We start from the raw sequence: 16,014 nt of genomic DNA, 5'->3' as shown, positions 1-16,014 counted from the left end.
CAACGGGTCTGACGTCTTGGCGATGCCTCTATCGACACCCCGACCGATTCCCCCAATCTGCCTTTCTGCAACTTCTTTGAAGAACGATGTAGCCTCCCGGCACGCTCGTCCGTCTTTACCATGTGACGCCGAATCCCGGCGGCGCGTGCAAGGAGAAGGACACAATGAGCCCCACGATTACCGCCTTCGAACAATCGCCTGATGGCGGCAACGGACTGGCACGCGATACGCGCGTTCGCTGGGCGCTGGAAGAGGTGGGTCAATCTTACGACGTTCGCCGCGTCTCCTTCCAGGCCATGAAGCAACCCGCGCATCTGGCGCTGCATCCCTTCGGCCAGATCCCGACCTATGAGGAAGGCGAACTTGCCGTGTTCGAAACAGGGGCGATCGTCTTTCACATCGCGGAGCGGCATGCGGGTCTGTTGCCGCCGGCGCCCGAAGCCCGGGCGCGGGCGATCAGCTGGATGTTCGCCGCGCTCAACACGGTGGAACCGCCAATCCTCGATCTGACCATCGCCAGGATACAAGAGCGCGACCGACCGTGGGCTCAGGAACGCCTGCCGCTGGTCATGGACCGTATCCGCGTCCGCCTGGGTCAATTGTCCGCTCGCCTGGGAGATGCCGACTGGCTCGACGGCGCGTTCAGCGCCGGTGACCTGTTGATGGTGTCGGTTCTGCTGCGCTTGCGCATGTCAGGCCTGTTGAACGAATACCCGAACCTGGCTGCTTATGTTGCCCGTGGCGAGGCACGACCGGCCTACCAGCGGGCTTTCGCCGCGCAATTGGCGGTCAATGCCGCGGCAAGCTGAAGGCTCGCTCGAGCCCCCAAGCAATGGCTTTCATTTCACGCCAACGACCATCTTATTCCGGTGTACGAAGAAAGGCCGCGCGTCGGTCTTTCTCTGCTGAAGCCGCGCAGAACACTGGCACCCACAATACTGCATGCTAGTCTTTGTCAGGCCTCGGTGAGTCGGCCGCTTCCGTATCAGTCTGGTTCTGTAGATCGAGGGAATGCGCTGGCTCAGCCTGCAAGTTCCACGCAAGCAAGCCGCCCTAGCTTTCCCTCGCAGTTCTGATTGTCGGTCAATGCGTCCAGATAATCTTGCCAGGAGAATAGGGCTATGGAGCGGTTCGTCGAGGACCACCAGAAACGACGGCTGACGGAGCGCGTCGACATCATCACCGCCATCAACATTCTGCGCTCCCAAGGCTACCAGCAGGATGAGCTGATCGGCGAAATCACCAAGGTTTTCTACGTCGATCTCGATACCTATAACGAGATCGTGCTGGCGGCCTAACCGGCGCGCCGGAAGGCCAGCACGCGATTGCGGCCGCCGCGCTTGGCGCCGTAGAGCGCCTTGTCCGCGGCGCTGAGCACCTTGTCGAATTTGGTGCCGCCCTCGCTGCCGAAGGCGTAGCCGGCGCTGACCGTGCAGGCCAGCAGGCGGGTCTCGGTGTCGATCCGTCGCGAGGCAAAACTGGCCCGGATGCGCTCGGCTATGAATTCCACCTTCTCAGGCAAGATGCGATCGAGGACCAGCGCAAATTCCTCTCCGCCCATGCGCGCGGCGATGTCGCCCGGCTGCAGATTGGCGGTCAAATCCTTGGCAAACAGTTTCAGCACCTCGTCGCCGGTGGCGTGGCCGAACTCGTCGTTGATGGCCTTGAATCCGTCGAGATCGAACACGATCACGGCGGTGAAGACGCCCACCGGCGTCTTGCCATGCAGGTCGAACAGAGCGCGTCGGTTGAGCAGGCCGGTCAGCGGATCGGTCAGCGCTTCGCGGCGGTGATGCTGTGCCAGGCGTCCCTGGTTGAGCGCCAGCGACAGCGCGCCGATGCCTGTCATGCAGGCGATGACGACGATCAGGCTGAGATCCTCGGCCCAGTTGCTTGGCGCATGGCCGAGCACCAGCCTGCCATCCCAGACGAGCACCCCGGAGCACAGCACGAAGGATATGGCAGTGGCTGTGTAAAGCCCGGCAATGCCGATGATGGGCGCCGGGAATTCGGTGCGCCCCTTCCAGTATTCATAGGCCGTCGCAAACAGGAGCAGCGCGGCGAAGGCATTTTCCAGCATGAAGCCCAGCCCGTCATAGCCGAGCGCCATCGGCGGCAAGGCGATCGCCAGCGAGACGCCGGCGCCAATAGCGATGCGCGGCAGTGGCGAGCGGCCGGTCGTGAATTGGTGGGCGGCGCCCAGCATGGTCGCGAAGCCAAGCAGCAGGAAGGTGAAAGTGGCGAGGCCAAGCAGGCGTCCGGGCGTGTCGATATAGGCCTGGTAGGCGAAGACGTCGGCGACGATCAGAAGCACGCTGACCGCCCAAGTCAGCAGGAATTTTTCCGAGCGCGCGGTCAGCCAGATGCCGAACAAAGTCATGCCGAGGCAAGCGGCGGAAAAACCGACAGCCAGCAGAAGCGAATTGTAGTCGAGCGACATGCCCTCGTCCTTGCTCGCGGCTACCTGTCGCGACGACGGAGCCCAACCGGATTTATGCAGCAAGGTGGTATCGATAAGGTTACGATGGGGCGGAAGATATCGCGCATCGGTTGATTGGAGCAATTCTGGGTTGAAGCGCTGTTGCGCGTTCGGACGTTCGGAATCGCATTAACCCAAAGCGGGAGGAGCGGTTCGCTATTTTCCGCGACGAGGGGCGAACCGTTCAGCCGATCAGCTTACCCGCTTCATCAGAGCCATGGCGCCGAACGGCGCGCGCACCTTGCCCTCGGTGATGAAGTAGGCGAACACGTCGCGCGGCTTCACCGGCGCGTCGAAAGCCGGGTCGGCCCGCCGCAGATCGGCCGGCTGCTTGCCTTCCGCCCAGGTTTTCACCCGCGCCGCCCATTCGTCCAGCCCTTTCGGCGTATAGCAGTCGGGATTGTCGTCCGAGCCCGACTGCAGCCGCGCATAGATGAAGTCGCCGGTGATGTCGGCGATATCAGGGTATTTGGCATGGTCGGCATAGACGATCGCCGCCTTGTATTTGCGAGCGAGTGAGGCGAATTCCGGCACGATGAAACTGTCGTTGCGCACCTCGAGTGCATGGCGCAGCGCCACCCCGTCCTGTTTTTCCGGCAGCAGTTTCAGAAAGGCCTCGAAATCGTCGGCATCGAATTTCTTCGTCGGCGCGAACTGCCACAGGATCGGCCCGAGCTTCTCGCCGAGTGCCGCGACGCCTGAGCCTAGGAAGCGCGTGATGGATTCGCCGGCTTCGCCGAGCACGCGCCGGTTGGTGACGAAGCGATTGCCCTTCAGCGAATAGACGAAACCGTCCGGGGCTTCGCTCGCCCATTTGACGAAAGTCGGCTCCTTGAAGCTGGAATAGTAGGTGCCGTTGACCTCGATGCTCGGCACCTGCCGGCTGGCATAGTGCAGCTGCTTGGCCTTCGACAGTTTGTCCGGATAGAAGGACGTATCCCAGGGTTCGAAAGTCCAGCCACCCATGCCTGAACGGATTGTTCCGGATTTGCTCATAGTCGTCCTCCCTAATTCAGAAAAATCAGGCCGTCTCGCCGACAGGTTTTGCCATATCGACCACTATCCACCCCGGCCGGTGGGGATTGGCCCGGCGGCCGGTTTCGCGAAAACCATAGGCGGTATAGATCGCGATGTTCCGCTCCATACGCGAATTGGTGTAGAGCCGAACCTCCGGAATGCCCCACGAGCGCGCCTGCTCCTCCGCGAAGTCGAGCAACGCCGTGCCGAGTTTCCTGCCTTGGAAGGCGGGGGAGACCGCGACGCTGAAGATCATTGCATGCTCGGGATGCCGCTCGATGACGATCAGCCCGGCGAGATCCGAGCCACGCTCCAAGAGCCAAACCTCGCCGCGTTCGATGCGTGGCGCATAATCTTCGGTGACCGGGATCGGCGGGGCGCCTAGCAGAGGTGTGTAATGCTCGTAGGCGGCCTGCGTCAGCGAGACGACTGTGTCGAGATCACCGGCAAGCGCCTGTCGGAATGTCATTCGAAACTCTCCAGGCGCTCGATCGGTGCGTCTATCACTCCGCCGCTTCGCGCTTGCCCCCCGGCCGCCGCTCCAGCAACTCCTTGAGGAACTGCCCGGTATAGCTGCGCTTTTCGCGCACGATGGCTTCCGGCGTACCCTGGGCGACCAGTTCGCCGCCGCCGTCGCCGCCTTCGGGACCGAGATCGAGCACCCAGTCGGCGGTCTTGATCACCTCGAGATTGTGCTCGATGACCACCACCGTGTTGCCCTGGTCGACCAGTTCGTGCAGCACTTCCAACAACTTGGCGACATCGTGGAAATGCAGGCCGGTGGTCGGCTCGTCGAGGATGTAGAGCGTCTTGCCGGTCGCCTTGCGCGACAATTCCTTGGCAAGCTTGATGCGCTGCGCCTCACCGCCGGACAGCGTTGTCGCCTGCTGGCCGATATGGATGTAGCCAAGGCCAACCTGCTTCAGCGTGTCGAGCTTGTCACGCACGCCGGGCACGGCGGCGAAGAAATCGACGCCTTCCTCGACCGTCATGTCCAAAACGTCGGCGATCGACTTGCCCTTGAACACGACGTCGAGCGTCTCGCGGTTGTAGCGCTTGCCGTGGCAGACATCGCAGGTGACGTAGACGTCGGGCAAAAAGTGCATCTCGATCTTGATGACGCCGTCGCCCTGGCAGGCCTCGCAGCGGCCGCCCTTGACGTTGAACGAGAACCGGCCCGGCTGATAGCCGCGCGCCTTTGCCTCGGGCAGGCCGGCGAACCAGTCGCGGATCGGGGTGAAGGCGCCGGTATAGGTGGCCGGATTGGAGCGCGGTGTGCGGCCGATGGGCGACTGGTCGATGTCGATGACCTTGTCGAGGAACTCGAGGCCCTCGATGCGGTCGTGGTCGGCCGGATGTTCGCGCGAGCCCATGATGCGCCGCGACGCCGCCTTGAACAACGTCTCGATCAGGAAGGTCGACTTGCCGCCGCCCGACACGCCGGTGACGGCGGTGAAGGTGCCGAGCGGGATTTCGGCGGTCACGTTCTTCAGATTGTTGCCGCGCGCGCCGACGATCTTCAGCCGGCGGTTCTTCTTCGCCTCGCGCCTGACACCTGGCGTGGCCACTTCAAGCGCGCCCGATAGATATTTGCCGGTGATCGAATTCGGGTTGGCCATCACCTGCTGCGGCGTGCCCTGGGCGATGATCTCGCCGCCATGAATGCCGGCGGCCGGGCCCATGTCGACGACATAGTCGGCATGCAGGATAGCGTCCTCGTCGTGCTCGACGACGATCACCGTGTTGCCGATGTCGCGCAGGTGCTTCAGCGTGTCGAGCAGGCGCGCATTGTCGCGCTGGTGCAGGCCGATCGACGGCTCGTCCAGCACATAGAGGACGCCGGTGAGGCCTGAGCCGATCTGCGAGGCCAGGCGGATGCGCTGGCTCTCGCCGCCCGACAGAGTGCCCGAATTGCGCGACAGCGTCAGATAGTCCAAGCCGACATCGTTGAGGAAGCGCAGCCGGTCGCGGATTTCCTTGAGCACCCTGACAGCAATCTCGTTCTGCTTGTCGTTGAGTTGCGCCGGCAGGTCGGTGAACCATTTGTCGGCGCTGCGGATCGACTGCTCGGTGACCTCGCCAATGTGTTTTCCGGCAATCTTGACCGCCAGCGCTTCCGGCTTCAGCCGGTAGCCTTTGCAGGCGGGGCAGGGCGTCGCCGACATGAAGCGCTCGATCTCCTCGCGCATCCAGGCGGATTCGGTTTCCTTCCAGCGCCGTTCCAGATTGGGTATGACGCCTTCGAATGTCTTGGTCGTCTTGTAGGACCGCAGACCGTCATCATACTGGAAGGTGACCTCGCGCTCGCCGGTGCCGCGCAGAACGGCTTCCTTTGCCTCTTCGGTCAGGTCTTTGAACTTGTCACCGAGCTTGAAGCCGTAGGCCTTGCCCAGCGCTTCCAGCGTCTGCGCGTAATAGGGCGAGGTCGACTTCGCCCATGGGCTGACGGCGCCGTCGCGCAGTGAGACGTTCTCGTCCGGCACGATCAGGCTGGCGTCGATGGCGCGCTGGCTGCCGAGACCGTCGCAGGTCGGGCAGGCGCCGAACGGGTTGTTGAACGAGAACAGCCGGGGTTCGATCTCCGGAATCGTGAAGCCGGACACCGGGCAGGCGAATTTTTCCGAGAACAGGATGCGCTCATGCGTCTCGTTCTTCGACTTGTTGACGGAGTCCTCGCCGGTCTGGCTGGCGTCGAGCGGCCGGTCGGCGAATTCTGCCACCGCCAACCCCTCGGCGAGCTTCAGCGCCGTTTCGATGGAGTCGGCAAGCCGCGTCGCCAGGTCGCCGCGCACGACGATGCGGTCGACGACGACGTCGATGTCGTGTTTGTACTTCTTGTCCAGCGCCGGCACATCGGCGATCTCGTAGAAGACGCCATCGACCTTGACGCGCTGAAAGCCCTTTTTCTGCAACTCCAGCAGTTCCTTGCGGTATTCGCCCTTGCGGCCGCGCACGATCGGCGCCAGCAGGAACAGGCGCGTGCCTTCCTCGACCGCCAGCACCCGGTCGACCATCTGGCTGACCGTCTGGCTTTCGATCGGCAGGCCGGTGGCCGGCGAATAGGGGATGCCGACGCGCGCGAACAGCAAGCGCATATAGTCGTAGATCTCGGTGACGGTGCCGACCGTGGAACGGGGGTTCTTCGACGTGGTCTTCTGCTCGATGGAGATGGCAGGCGACAGGCCGTCGATCTGGTCGACATCCGGCTTCTGCATCATTTCGAGGAACTGGCGCGCATAGGCCGATAGGCTCTCGACATAACGGCGCTGGCCCTCGGCATAGATGGTGTCGAAGGCAAGCGACGATTTGCCGGAGCCCGACAGGCCGGTCATGACGATCAGGCTGTCACGCGGCAGGTCGAGATCGACATTCTTCAGATTGTGTTCGCGTGCACCGCGAATGGAAAGGTATTTATGGTCGGCCATCGCCGGTCGCCGCCTCAAGTCTGGTATCAGTGGGATCGGCGGGGTTATCCCGGCCACCCCCTATGTAGGTATTTTTGCCGCCACGTCGAGACACGTCACACTTCTCGACCAAAGTCGTTTAACCGTCTTTCTCCCGAAGGGGCAAGCGGAAAGAACAAAGGCCGAACACGCTCCTGACAAAGCTGTGTAGAAACCTGACAGGGGTGTTTCAAAAACTTACCCTAACGTAAGCTCCCGGCGATCACATTTTTCGGTAACCGGCTATTCAACGGTTGACGTCACCGACTCAGGGGCGCAGTCTCCAGAAGTCAACGAAGCCGGCCGTCTTTCGATGGCCTCGCCGCCCATAGGTGGCCTGCGAGACGCCGCAGGTTTTGCGATTTGCGCTTCGGACGACACAGTCGCAACGGACACAGGAGCGGAGCATGACGCCACCGGATAGTCCTTTGAGGCTCCACATCTCGTTGGAGCCGCGGCGGGCATAAGTGCCAGGGTTCGGCGTTTTCGCCACCCGACAAACCGTGACCTGCCGTATCACACCAAAATCAGAGACGGATAGTCGGATCGTCGGCTGAATGCCGCGAAGCATCCGAGACAAAAGTCGGTATAACCCTACCGGCAAGTTGGATCTGGAATCCAAAAAGAGCCCCGACCGTTTGCGGAAGCAACGGCGGGGCTATTTGTATGTGCGGGGTACCGGCGCGGCAGCCGACGAGGGTCACTCTGTCGCGGCACCCTATCGGTTGGAAGGCTTGTTCGCACCCACTCCGACATCGACAGTGATACTGCCGGAAATCCTGACATCGGTATCGCCGATCTTGAATGTGCCGTTCTCGCCGGCGGGCAGCGCGTCGTCGGGCTCGGGCTGCGGCGCCGGCTTGGCGATGCGGTAGTCGCCGGTCACGCCGGGCAGGGCGCCTTTCGGCGACTGGGACGTGCTGTCCCCGGCAAGAGCCGCGCTCGCGGTCACGGCGGTGATCGCGACGGATGTCATCAGTCTGTTCAGGCGGTAGCGCATCGCAGGACTATAGTGTCGCGCCCAATGCGAGGCCAGACCGGCGGCGTCGAAATTGACACGACGCCGGCGCGTTCAATCCCGCGATCAGGCCGCCGCCTGCTTGCGGGTGTCGAAAACATGGTCGACGAGGCCCCAGTCCTTGGCCTCGCGCGCGGTCATGAAGAAATCGCGGTCGAGCGTGCGTTCGACCTCTTCATAGGTGCGTCCGCAATGCTGCGCGTAGAGCTCGGTCATGTGCCGCTTGGTGCGCAAAATGCCTTCGGCATGCCGCTGGATGTCGGAGGCCTGGCCCTGGAATCCGCCCAGGGGCTGATGCAGCACGATGCTGGCATTGGGCAGGGCGATGCGACGTCCCGGCGTTCCCGCCATCAGCAGGAACGAGGCCATCGAGGCGGCAAAGCCCATGCACACCGTCGACACCGGGCAGCTGACATATTGCATCGTGTCATAGATGGCGAAGCCGCTGCTGACCACGCCGCCCGGCGAGTTGATGTAGAGTGAGATCTCCTTGTCGGGATTGTCCGATTCCAGCGACAGAAGCTGGGCGCAGACCAGCGCCGACATGCCGTCATTGATCTCGCCGTTGACAAAAATGATGCGCTCGCGCAGCAGCCGCGAAAAAATGTCGAAGGCGCGTTCGCCGCGGCTCGATTGCTCGATTACCACCGGCACCAGATTGGCAAAGCCGCTCATCCCATTGTCTCCATTCGTTTTTCTCTAGATCAAGCTGCGCGCAGCAACAGGCGCGGCGCGTTCGCGGCGATAGGTCGCGTGGGTTTGTCTGCGCGGAGCGAAAGCCGGCAACTGCCGCCCGCCATCGCAACCGCAGGCGTTGCCGCCTGGACGAAGCCGTCATGGACGATGCGCAGATGCGTGCCGCCGGAAACGGTGCGGGAAAGCGTGAAGGTGACGATGCTGTCCAGCCCATTGGCATTTCTGGTTGCGGACCGCTCGCGCCAGGAATAGCGCAGCAACCGCCCCGGCTCGGCATCGAGCACTTCGCACTCGATCGGCGCGTCCGGTCCGGCAAAGGCAAAGCGGGTGCCGGTTTCCGGCTTGATGTCGTTTGGCATCATCCACGCCGCCAACAGCTCCGGCACGGTCAGCGCCCGCCACACCTTTTCCGGTGCGTCCGGCAGATCGCATTCGAAGGCGAGGCTATCCTTGGCGGTCTGCGCCTGCTTTTCATCGGTCATTGGTCCATGTCCTTCAAAACGGCCTTCAGTCTTTCGATGCGCTCCGGCCAGAATGCGCGGTAGCGTTCGATCCAGCCGAGCAACGGCTCGAGCCCTTGCGGATCGGTGCGGTAGTACGCATTGCGGCCCGACCGCCTTTCGCTGACCAGGCCGGCGCCGCGCAGCACCGCCAGGTGCTGCGACACCGCCGGCTGCGACACGCTCATGCCGCTGCGCAACTCCGACACGCTCATCTCGCCGGCGGCAAGCCGTTCAAAGACGGCGCGCCGTGTCGGGTCGGCGAGGGCGCGAAAAATTTCTGCTTCGATCATGGCAAAAGCATAAGTCGATACTTATCGATTTGGCAAGCGCTGTTTTATTCGCTCGCTGCAAGCCAGCGCCTCACCGGCGCGGTTGCCCCCTCGAACGTCGCTTCGAAGATTGGCGACGCCAACACGGCATGGATATGAAGCGTATCGGTGCCGGCATTTCGAAAGCCGTGTTGTCTCTGCGCTGGAATGAGGAGCGACTGTCCGGCAGTCAGCGTCACGTGGTCGTCATCGATCCACATTTCGGCGGTTCCGGCGATGACGCTCAGCACCTCCTCGACCGGGTGCCGATGTGACGGAGCCCCGACGCCCGGCTGAACCCATTGTTCGAACATGCAAAGCTGGCGGGCTCCATTGCTGGCGGAAACCTGCATGCGGGTCTCCACGCCGGCTCGCCATTGCTCGCGGGGCTGATCCAGATGCGCAATGACCTTCATTCGCCACAGCCTTTCGATCCCGCATGGTCGCAATTTCAGGCGCATACCCTACCTCTTGTTGACGTTCCTTGACAGAAGGGGGCGGCAGGAATAGAACAAAAAAAGAACAAAAACCTTGTGGGAAAAGCCAGCCTTTGCAGGCATAGGCGGCTCGCAGGCTGTAAGGTGAGCGACTTGAAATTTGTTTCGGATGAGCGCGGAGAAGTGTCATGGCGGGTAGCGTCAACAAGGTCATTCTGGTCGGAAACCTCGGCGCGGACCCTGAAATCCGCCGCCTGAATTCGGGTGACCCGGTCGTCAACATCCGCATCGCCACGTCTGAAAGCTGGCGCGACAAGAATTCCGGCGAGCGCAAGGAAAAGACCGAGTGGCACAACGTCGTCATTTTCAATGACCAGATCGCCAAGGTCGCCGAACAATATCTGAAGAAGGGCATGAAGGTTTACGTCGAAGGCCAGTTGCAGACACGCAAATGGCAGGACCAGACCGGCGCCGACAAGTACACGACGGAAGTCGTGCTGCAGAAATTCCGCGGCGAGTTGCAGATGCTCGATTCACGGGGCGAGGGCGGCGGCCAGGTCGGCAACTATGCCGGTGGCAGCAGTGCGAGCCGTGGTTCGGATTTCGGTCAGTCGGGCCCCAATGAAAGCTTCAACCGCAGCGGTGGCGGCGGCAGTTCCAGGGGTGGCGGTGGCGGCGGTTCGTCGCGCGAACTGGACGACGAAATCCCGTTCTGAGTATCAAGGCCGCGTGAAGGCATTTGAGGAGAGGGCGCGATGTCGCTCGGACCGCTTCTGTCGGCGCCCCCTCCCATCCCATGGCACGCCTTCGCAGCCCTTGCCGCGCTGGCTATAGGCGGCGCCCAACTGGCGCTGCCGAAAGGTACGACGCGCCACCGCGTCTTCGGCTATGCCTGGGCGGCTCTGATGTTGGTCATCGCCGCCTCCAGTTTCTGGATCCAGCAGATCCGCCTCGTCGGTTCGTTCAGCCCGATCCATATCTTGTCGATCCTGGTGCTGATCACCGTGCCGTTGGCGGTTTGGCATGCGCACAGGCATCGCGTCGCAAAGCATCGCAAAGTCATGATTTCACTCTATGTTTTTGCGCTGATCGGCGCCGGCGTGTTCACCCTACTGCCGGGGCGGATCATGCATGCGGCCGTGTTCGGCCAATGATAGGTTTCTGAAAGGAAGATTGTCGTGAAAGCACGGATCAAATGGGTCGAAGAGCGCACCTTTGTCGGCGAGTCCGGCAGCGGTCACAAGGTCGTGCTGGGAACCGCCTTCGGTCCGGAAGGCAAGACGCCAGGCCCGAGCCCGATGGAGCTGGTGCTGGTCGGCACCGGCGGCTGCTCGGCCTATGATGTCGTCCACATCCTCGAAAAAGGCCGCGAGGCGATCGAGGACTGCGTCGTCGAGCTCGACGCCGAGCGGGCCGAAACCGACCCAAAAGTCTTCACCCGCATCCACATGCATTTCATCGTCACGGGCCGCGCGCTGTCGCACGACAAGGTCCAGCGCGCGATCAACCTGTCGATCGAAAAATACTGCTCGGCCTCCGCCATGCTGGCCAAGACCGCCGTCATCACCCACGATTTTGAGGTCGTCGATACGGCGGTGAAGTAGGCAGTAGGGCCTGCCGTTCACCCCGCCATCAGCGCCTTGATGCCATCCGCCACGAATTGCACCGCGAGCGCCGCCAGGATGACGCCGAGCAGGCGGGTGAGGATCGAGCGGCCTGTCTGGCCGAGGATGCGGTCGATGCGTTCCGACAGCACGAACACCAGATAGGTGATGGCGAGGCAGACGAAGATGATGCCGACCAGCGCCGCCTGTGCGGCAAACCCCTGAAACGAGCCGGACAGAAGCACGGTCGCCGAAATCGCGCCGGGACCGGCAATCAGCGGGATCGCCAGCGGGAAGGCGGCGATGTTGTGGATCATGTCCTTGGTGATGGCGACGTCGCCGATCTTTTCCTTGCGGTCCTGCCGGCGCTCGAACACCATTTCGAAGGCGATGAAGAACAAAAGAAAGCCGCCGGCGACGCGGAAGGCCGGCAGCGTGATGCCGAACACTGACAGGATCGCGGCGCCCGCAACGGCAAACAGCGCCATCACCAGAAAGCCGATGATCGAAGCGCGGATCGAAACCTGCTGACGTTCCTCGCGGTTCATTCCGCGTGTCACCGCAAGGAAGAGCGGGGCGAGACCGGGCGGGTCGATGGTCACCAGAATGGTGACGAAGGCGTTGAACAGGCTGTCGAAACTCGGCATCGCTGACCCCTCCCGCCGGGCCTGGCCCTGCGCCACCATAGTGGTAGAGCAAAGCCTGGTCGGTGGGAACCGTCAGGGATGGTGAAACTGGTGCGTCGGCTAGCCGGCAGCGCTGCAATGGGCCTCAAGACGATAGCCGTCGGGATCGATGACGAATGCGGCATAGTAGTTGTCGCCATAGTCGGCACGCAGCCCCGGCGCACCATTGCTGCTGCCGCCTGCACGCAAGGCGCCGGCATGAAAGGCGTCGACGCTGCCCCTTGTCGGCGCGGCAAAGCAGAAATGCAGGCCGGACTTTTCGTCGGCCGCTACCGGTCGCGTCGCATCGTTCACCCAGAGTGCTATCGCCTCTGCGCCATAGCCTAGCGAACCTGGCGACTGGCTGAGGCAGGAATAACCGAGCGGCTTGAGTGCGGAGTCGTAGAAGGGCTTCGAAACGTTGGTGTCGCGGACACCGATCGAGACATGGTCAAGCATGTTTTTCACCTTTTTTACAATATGTTGCGTTGTCAGGCCTCGGCGCGGCGCGCCAGGAACTCGACCTCGAGCCGCCACGTCGCCCCATCGTCGTGCGAACGCTCGCCCAGCCAGCGGAAGCTGTCCTTGGTGATCCGCGAAAAGCTCCAGCGGACCGAGGAACCCGTGCCGTCCGCGCCGACCTGCACAATCGTGTCGCCTTCGGCGCGACCAAGCTGGCGGCTGTAATACTGGTTACGCGGGTCGCTCCAGAAGATGTGCCAGGCGTCCTGGCCGGGATCATAGACCCGCAGCGTTGTGCCATAGAAAGTCCATTTGCCGAGCGACGGCGTGGGGCCGGCATCCCGCGCGGGCAGGATCCACACATCCTGGATCGCCCTGCCTTCCAGGACCCAGCCGAAATGCACCTCGCCGCGTCCGGTCAAAACCGTGCCGTCCTCGAGGTGGCGCGTGGCATCGAATGTCCAGGCGCCGACAAAGCGGCCGTAGAGATCGAGCTTTGCAGCCAGGTCGGGGACAGGGCCGTCGCTGTGGAGGGCTTTTGTGAATGGATCGGTCATGCTGCTGCCTTCGTGGTGTCAGGAGGCTGCAACCGATAGGCCGGGGCGGGGGTGTTGGGCTTGGGAAAAATTGCTATCTTTCAAGCCATGACGACGACTGAGCAAAAACTGGCTTCGGGGCCGGACTGGTATGTGTCCGACGTGCTGTGCACGGCCGGCGCCGGCGGTCGGCCCTTCGAGGAAGAGCACCGCAGTGTCTGCATTGCCGCGGTTACGAGCGGCAGCTTCCGCTACCGCACCAGCCAGGGCGCCGCCATGCTGGCGCCAGGTGCCATCCTGCTCGGCAATGTCGGCGCCTGCTATGAATGCGGGCACGAGCACGGTGCCGGCGACCGTTGCCTGTCCTTCCATTTCGCTCCCGCCCATCTCGATCGCATCGCCAGCGACGTGGCTGGCGCGAAGAAGCTGACGTTCGGGGTGCCGCATCTGCCGCCCTTGCCGGCGCTGGCGTCTCTGCTGGCCGAGGCCGAAGCGGCACGCGAGACGGCCGACATCGATGCCTTCGAGGAGCTTGGCCTGCGCATTGCCGCCGCGGCTCTTGCCGTCGGCGGTGCAGCACTTGCTGTCGCCAGTGAGGCCCCGCCTGCCGCTCGCCCGCCGAGCCGCCGCGACCAGAAACGGGTTGCCGAAGCGGTGCGGCAGATCGAACTCAATGCTGACCGGCCAGTCTCGCTTTCCGAGCTCGCCAGCTCGACGGCGACCAGCCCCTATCACTTCCTGCGCACCTTCCGGCAGGTCGCGGGCATGACGCCTTATCAGTTCCTGCTCAGGACCCGGCTGCACCGCGCGGCGGTGCGGCTGCGCATGTCGGCTGAGCCCATCTCGGCTATCGCCTTCGAGGCCGGATTCAATGACCTCTCCACGTTCAATCGCCGTTTCCGGCGCGTCATGGGCGAGACGCCGGGCAACTATCGCGCGCGCCGGTCAGGTAGCGTTTTGCCAAGTACCACCGGCACCGTGTGACGTCCCAGGAAAGTACCGGTCTTCTCCGGGCCTTTGCGCCCGGATCATCCGGCGTTCAGTTCCACCGGCCCGCAGCTCCCGTACGGCGACAGGCTTCAGCAAGGGTTCCCGCTCGGTCGTCATGGTGTCTGGTCCTGTCGTCCGACAAGTTGCTTGTCCGGCGCCAGCGCCTTGATGGCGGCGTCGACGCTGTGAAAGATCCTGTGCCGGCCGACAAGGTCGGCAATGCCGAAACGCGCAAGGGCTGCCTGGGCGCGCAGGGATTCCAGCCGCGCAATGGCAAAGATCGCACCCGCCTTGCGGCAGTGGGCGATGGTGTCGATCAATGCCTGCGCGGCGGTATAGTCGATCTCGGCAATGTTGCTGGCCTCCAGCACGACCAGTTTCACACTGTCGCTTCTGGCGTCGATCAGCTCGCAGACGCCGCGCTTGAAGCTGTCGGCATTGACGAAGGACAGCGGCGCCTGGAACGCTGCAACCAGCACGCCGGAGAGTTGCTCGCCTGCCGAAGGCGTGTTTGGCGGCCACCACACCGAGGTGCCGGGCACCTGTTCCAGCTCGATGGCCTGCGTGCGTGTCGCGCTCCACAGACCGTGCAGCAGCGACAGGCCGATGCCGACTGCGACGCCGGTTTCGATCGGCAACACGACGATCGCCGTCATTGTGACCAGGATCAGCACGAATTCGACCAGCGCCTGCCGGTAGACGCTGGCGAACACCTTCCAGCGCAAGATGTGCTGGGCAACGAACATCAGCACGCCGGCAAGGGCGGCCTGCGGAACATTGGCAAGCAGGCCGCCACCAAAGGCGCCCAGGGCCAGCACGATGGCCGCGGCAATCAGGCCGGACACTTGCGAACGGCCGCCCGATTGGGCGGCGATTGCGGTGCGCGGCGGGCTGGCATTGACCGCGAAGGCGCCGAACAGGCCAGACAGGATGCTGCCAGCGCCGACGCCGACAAAATCGCGGTTGATGTAGTCGCCCTCAAAGGAGCGGCTGGTGGCCGCGGTCTGCACCATGACGACGATGGCGATCAGCAGGGCCAGCGGCAGCAGCGCCTGGGCATCGTTGAGGCTGGCCGTCGGCAGGCCGGCCTGCGGCAGGCCGTTGGGCAAGGCGCCAAGCACCTCGACGCCGCGCCCCTTCAGGCCGAAGACTACGACCGCTGCAGTGGCCAGTACCATGCCGATCAAGGCGCCGGGGATGCGGGCGCTGATGCGCTCGGCAGCGAACACGATTGCAAACACGCCAAGGCCGATCGTCAGGCTCCAAGGGTTGGTGAGGTGCAGATTGCCGACGATCTCACCGACGCGGCGCAACGTTTCACCACTTTCGGCAGGCAGACCGAGCAGTCCGGGCAATTGCGAGACAATGATATGGACGGCGATGCCGGCCAGGAATCCGGTGGTGACCGGCACCGATAACAGGTCGGCGATCCAGCCGAGCCGGAAGATTCCGCTCAAAGCCACCAGCAGGCCGACCATCAGCGCCAACATGGCCGCCAGTGCCAGATAATGCGCCGAGCCGGCAACGGCGATGAGTGCGAGCCCGCCGGCAAACAGCGGTGTGATGGTCGAATCCGCGCCGGACGACAGATGGCGGTTGGCGCCGAACAGGGCAAAGGCCAGCGATCCTGCGACAAAGGCGAAGAAGCCGATCTCGGGCGCAAAGCCGCCAAGCCGCGCCGTCGCCATCTGTTCGGGGATGGCGATTGCCGCCAGCGTCAGGCCGGCGGCCAGATCGCCCTTGAGATCCCTGGGCTGCCAACCGCTCAGCGCTCGCAAAGGCAGCCACCGATTCATCGTGCTTATGGCTCTTGGCTGGGAAAACGACCCATCGCAGGCTTTTGCCCTGATGGCGGC

19 protein-coding genes are annotated in these 16,014 nt (G+C 63.2%); 6 read left to right on the top strand and 13 right to left on the bottom strand.

Going from position 1 to position 16,014, the window contains the following annotated elements; all coding sequences use genetic code 11:
* The first annotated feature begins 164 nt into the window (after positions 1-164).
* Positions 165-809 carry a glutathione S-transferase family protein gene (locus ACWTU9_RS08950; RefSeq protein WP_455857982.1) on the top strand — a complete coding sequence of 215 codons (645 nt, stop codon included), beginning with the start codon at positions 165-167 and terminating at the stop codon, positions 807-809.
* Between the two features lie 312 nt (positions 810-1,121).
* A complete protein-coding gene (locus ACWTU9_RS08945; RefSeq protein ID WP_112561526.1) occupies positions 1,122-1,298 on the top strand; it encodes a hypothetical protein in 177 nt (58 codons plus the stop codon).
* Here the strand turns inward: ACWTU9_RS08945 and ACWTU9_RS08940 are convergent.
* From ACWTU9_RS08940 to ACWTU9_RS08900, 9 genes are all read right to left on the bottom strand, one after another.
* Positions 1,295-2,440 carry a GGDEF domain-containing protein gene (locus ACWTU9_RS08940; RefSeq protein ID WP_455857981.1) on the bottom strand — a complete coding sequence of 382 codons (1,146 nt, stop codon included), beginning with the start codon at positions 2,438-2,440 and terminating at the stop codon, positions 1,295-1,297. The genes ACWTU9_RS08945 and ACWTU9_RS08940 overlap by 4 nt on opposite strands.
* Positions 2,441-2,671: 231 nt before the next feature.
* Entirely contained in the window at positions 2,672-3,475 is an 804-nt protein-coding gene (locus ACWTU9_RS08935; protein ID WP_455857980.1) for a DUF72 domain-containing protein, read from the bottom strand.
* Between the two features lie 25 nt (positions 3,476-3,500).
* Entirely contained in the window at positions 3,501-3,965 is a 465-nt protein-coding gene (locus ACWTU9_RS08930; protein ID WP_455857979.1) for a GNAT family N-acetyltransferase, read from the bottom strand.
* Positions 3,966-3,999: 34 nt separating this feature from the next.
* Complete coding sequence (uvrA, locus tag ACWTU9_RS08925) at positions 4,000-6,921, bottom strand: excinuclease ABC subunit UvrA (RefSeq protein WP_454587078.1); 2,922 nt, start codon at positions 6,919-6,921, stop codon at positions 4,000-4,002.
* 736 nt (positions 6,922-7,657) lie between these two features.
* Entirely contained in the window at positions 7,658-7,915 is a 258-nt protein-coding gene (locus tag ACWTU9_RS08920) for a hypothetical protein (protein ID WP_455857978.1), read from the bottom strand.
* Positions 7,916-8,023: 108 nt separating this feature from the next.
* On the bottom strand, positions 8,024-8,632 hold the full coding sequence (locus ACWTU9_RS08915) for an ATP-dependent Clp protease proteolytic subunit (protein WP_455857977.1): 609 nt from the start codon (positions 8,630-8,632) through the stop codon (positions 8,024-8,026).
* Positions 8,633-8,661: 29 nt separating this feature from the next.
* Entirely contained in the window at positions 8,662-9,135 is a 474-nt protein-coding gene (locus ACWTU9_RS08910) for an SRPBCC family protein (RefSeq protein ID WP_455857976.1), read from the bottom strand.
* The gene (locus tag ACWTU9_RS08905; protein WP_454576260.1) at positions 9,132-9,446 is read right to left on the bottom strand and encodes an ArsR/SmtB family transcription factor; all 315 of its coding nucleotides are present in this window, start codon (positions 9,444-9,446) and stop codon (positions 9,132-9,134) included. Before ACWTU9_RS08905 ends, ACWTU9_RS08910 begins: the two co-directional genes overlap by 4 nt.
* A 44-nt stretch (positions 9,447-9,490) precedes the next feature.
* Positions 9,491-9,925 (bottom strand): cupin domain-containing protein, encoded by a 435-nt coding sequence (locus ACWTU9_RS08900; protein WP_454576261.1) that lies wholly within the window; start codon positions 9,923-9,925, stop codon positions 9,491-9,493.
* 164 nt (positions 9,926-10,089) lie between these two features.
* On the opposite strand from ACWTU9_RS08900, the gene ssb reads away from it, so the two are divergent.
* The 3 genes from ssb to ACWTU9_RS08885 are packed head-to-tail and all read left to right on the top strand — an operon-like array spanning position 10,090 to position 11,505.
* Positions 10,090-10,617 carry a single-stranded DNA-binding protein gene (gene ssb, locus ACWTU9_RS08895; RefSeq protein ID WP_455857975.1) on the top strand — a complete coding sequence of 176 codons (528 nt, stop codon included), beginning with the start codon at positions 10,090-10,092 and terminating at the stop codon, positions 10,615-10,617.
* A 39-nt stretch (positions 10,618-10,656) separates the two neighbouring features.
* Positions 10,657-11,055: a DUF2306 domain-containing protein gene (locus ACWTU9_RS08890; protein WP_455857974.1), complete on the top strand. Its 399-nt coding sequence runs from the start codon at positions 10,657-10,659 to the stop codon at positions 11,053-11,055.
* A 24-nt stretch (positions 11,056-11,079) separates the two neighbouring features.
* Positions 11,080-11,505 (top strand): OsmC family protein, encoded by a 426-nt coding sequence (locus ACWTU9_RS08885; RefSeq protein ID WP_455857973.1) that lies wholly within the window; start codon positions 11,080-11,082, stop codon positions 11,503-11,505.
* 17 nt (positions 11,506-11,522) lie between these two features.
* On the opposite strand, the gene ACWTU9_RS08880 is transcribed toward ACWTU9_RS08885, so the two are convergent.
* The 3 genes from ACWTU9_RS08880 to ACWTU9_RS08870 form a co-directional block, all read right to left on the bottom strand.
* Positions 11,523-12,152: a MarC family protein gene (locus ACWTU9_RS08880; protein ID WP_454576265.1), complete on the bottom strand. Its 630-nt coding sequence runs from the start codon at positions 12,150-12,152 to the stop codon at positions 11,523-11,525.
* Between the two features lie 99 nt (positions 12,153-12,251).
* Complete coding sequence (locus tag ACWTU9_RS08875; RefSeq protein WP_455857972.1) at positions 12,252-12,629, bottom strand: VOC family protein; 378 nt, start codon at positions 12,627-12,629, stop codon at positions 12,252-12,254.
* A 32-nt stretch (positions 12,630-12,661) separates the two neighbouring features.
* The gene (locus ACWTU9_RS08870) at positions 12,662-13,189 is read right to left on the bottom strand and encodes a hypothetical protein (protein ID WP_455857971.1); all 528 of its coding nucleotides are present in this window, start codon (positions 13,187-13,189) and stop codon (positions 12,662-12,664) included.
* Between the two features lie 87 nt (positions 13,190-13,276).
* On the opposite strand from ACWTU9_RS08870, the gene ACWTU9_RS08865 reads away from it, so the two are divergent.
* Positions 13,277-14,152, top strand: a complete 876-nt coding sequence (locus tag ACWTU9_RS08865) for a helix-turn-helix transcriptional regulator (RefSeq protein ID WP_455857970.1) — start codon at positions 13,277-13,279, stop codon at positions 14,150-14,152.
* 119 nt (positions 14,153-14,271) lie between these two features.
* Here the strand turns inward: ACWTU9_RS08865 and ACWTU9_RS08860 are convergent, their stop codons facing one another.
* Positions 14,272-15,954, bottom strand: a complete 1,683-nt coding sequence (locus ACWTU9_RS08860; protein WP_455857969.1) for a SulP family inorganic anion transporter — start codon at positions 15,952-15,954, stop codon at positions 14,272-14,274.
* Positions 15,955-16,014: the final 60 nt, after the last annotated feature.

The sequence above is a fragment of the Mesorhizobium sp. 128a genome (assembly GCF_053848025.1).
Note: the sequence above shows the minus strand (reverse complement) of the source record. Positions and strands in the feature narration are given on the sequence as shown.

Coding starts and splice junctions, on each gene's coding strand:
- ACWTU9_RS08950 (WP_455857982.1), top strand. CDS start 165: ATGAGCCCCACGATTACCGCCTTCGAACAATCGCCTGATGGCGGCAAC.
- ACWTU9_RS08945 (WP_112561526.1), top strand. CDS start 1,122: ATGGAGCGGTTCGTCGAGGACCACCAGAAACGACGGCTGACGGAGCGC.
- ACWTU9_RS08940 (WP_455857981.1), bottom strand. CDS start 2,440: ATGTCGCTCGACTACAATTCGCTTCTGCTGGCTGTCGGTTTTTCCGCC.
- ACWTU9_RS08935 (WP_455857980.1), bottom strand. CDS start 3,475: ATGAGCAAATCCGGAACAATCCGTTCAGGCATGGGTGGCTGGACTTTC.
- ACWTU9_RS08930 (WP_455857979.1), bottom strand. CDS start 3,965: ATGACATTCCGACAGGCGCTTGCCGGTGATCTCGACACAGTCGTCTCG.
- uvrA (WP_454587078.1), bottom strand. CDS start 6,921: ATGGCCGACCATAAATACCTTTCCATTCGCGGTGCACGCGAACACAAT.
- ACWTU9_RS08920 (WP_455857978.1), bottom strand. CDS start 7,915: ATGACATCCGTCGCGATCACCGCCGTGACCGCGAGCGCGGCTCTTGCC.
- ACWTU9_RS08915 (WP_455857977.1), bottom strand. CDS start 8,632: ATGAGCGGCTTTGCCAATCTGGTGCCGGTGGTAATCGAGCAATCGAGC.
- ACWTU9_RS08910 (WP_455857976.1), bottom strand. CDS start 9,135: ATGACCGATGAAAAGCAGGCGCAGACCGCCAAGGATAGCCTCGCCTTC.
- ACWTU9_RS08905 (WP_454576260.1), bottom strand. CDS start 9,446: ATGATCGAAGCAGAAATTTTTCGCGCCCTCGCCGACCCGACACGGCGC.
- ACWTU9_RS08900 (WP_454576261.1), bottom strand. CDS start 9,925: ATGCGCCTGAAATTGCGACCATGCGGGATCGAAAGGCTGTGGCGAATG.
- ssb (WP_455857975.1), top strand. CDS start 10,090: ATGGCGGGTAGCGTCAACAAGGTCATTCTGGTCGGAAACCTCGGCGCG.
- ACWTU9_RS08890 (WP_455857974.1), top strand. CDS start 10,657: ATGTCGCTCGGACCGCTTCTGTCGGCGCCCCCTCCCATCCCATGGCAC.
- ACWTU9_RS08880 (WP_454576265.1), bottom strand. CDS start 12,152: ATGCCGAGTTTCGACAGCCTGTTCAACGCCTTCGTCACCATTCTGGTG.
- ACWTU9_RS08875 (WP_455857972.1), bottom strand. CDS start 12,629: ATGCTTGACCATGTCTCGATCGGTGTCCGCGACACCAACGTTTCGAAG.
- ACWTU9_RS08870 (WP_455857971.1), bottom strand. CDS start 13,189: ATGACCGATCCATTCACAAAAGCCCTCCACAGCGACGGCCCTGTCCCC.
- ACWTU9_RS08865 (WP_455857970.1), top strand. CDS start 13,277: ATGACGACGACTGAGCAAAAACTGGCTTCGGGGCCGGACTGGTATGTG.
- ACWTU9_RS08860 (WP_455857969.1), bottom strand. CDS start 15,954: ATGAATCGGTGGCTGCCTTTGCGAGCGCTGAGCGGTTGGCAGCCCAGG.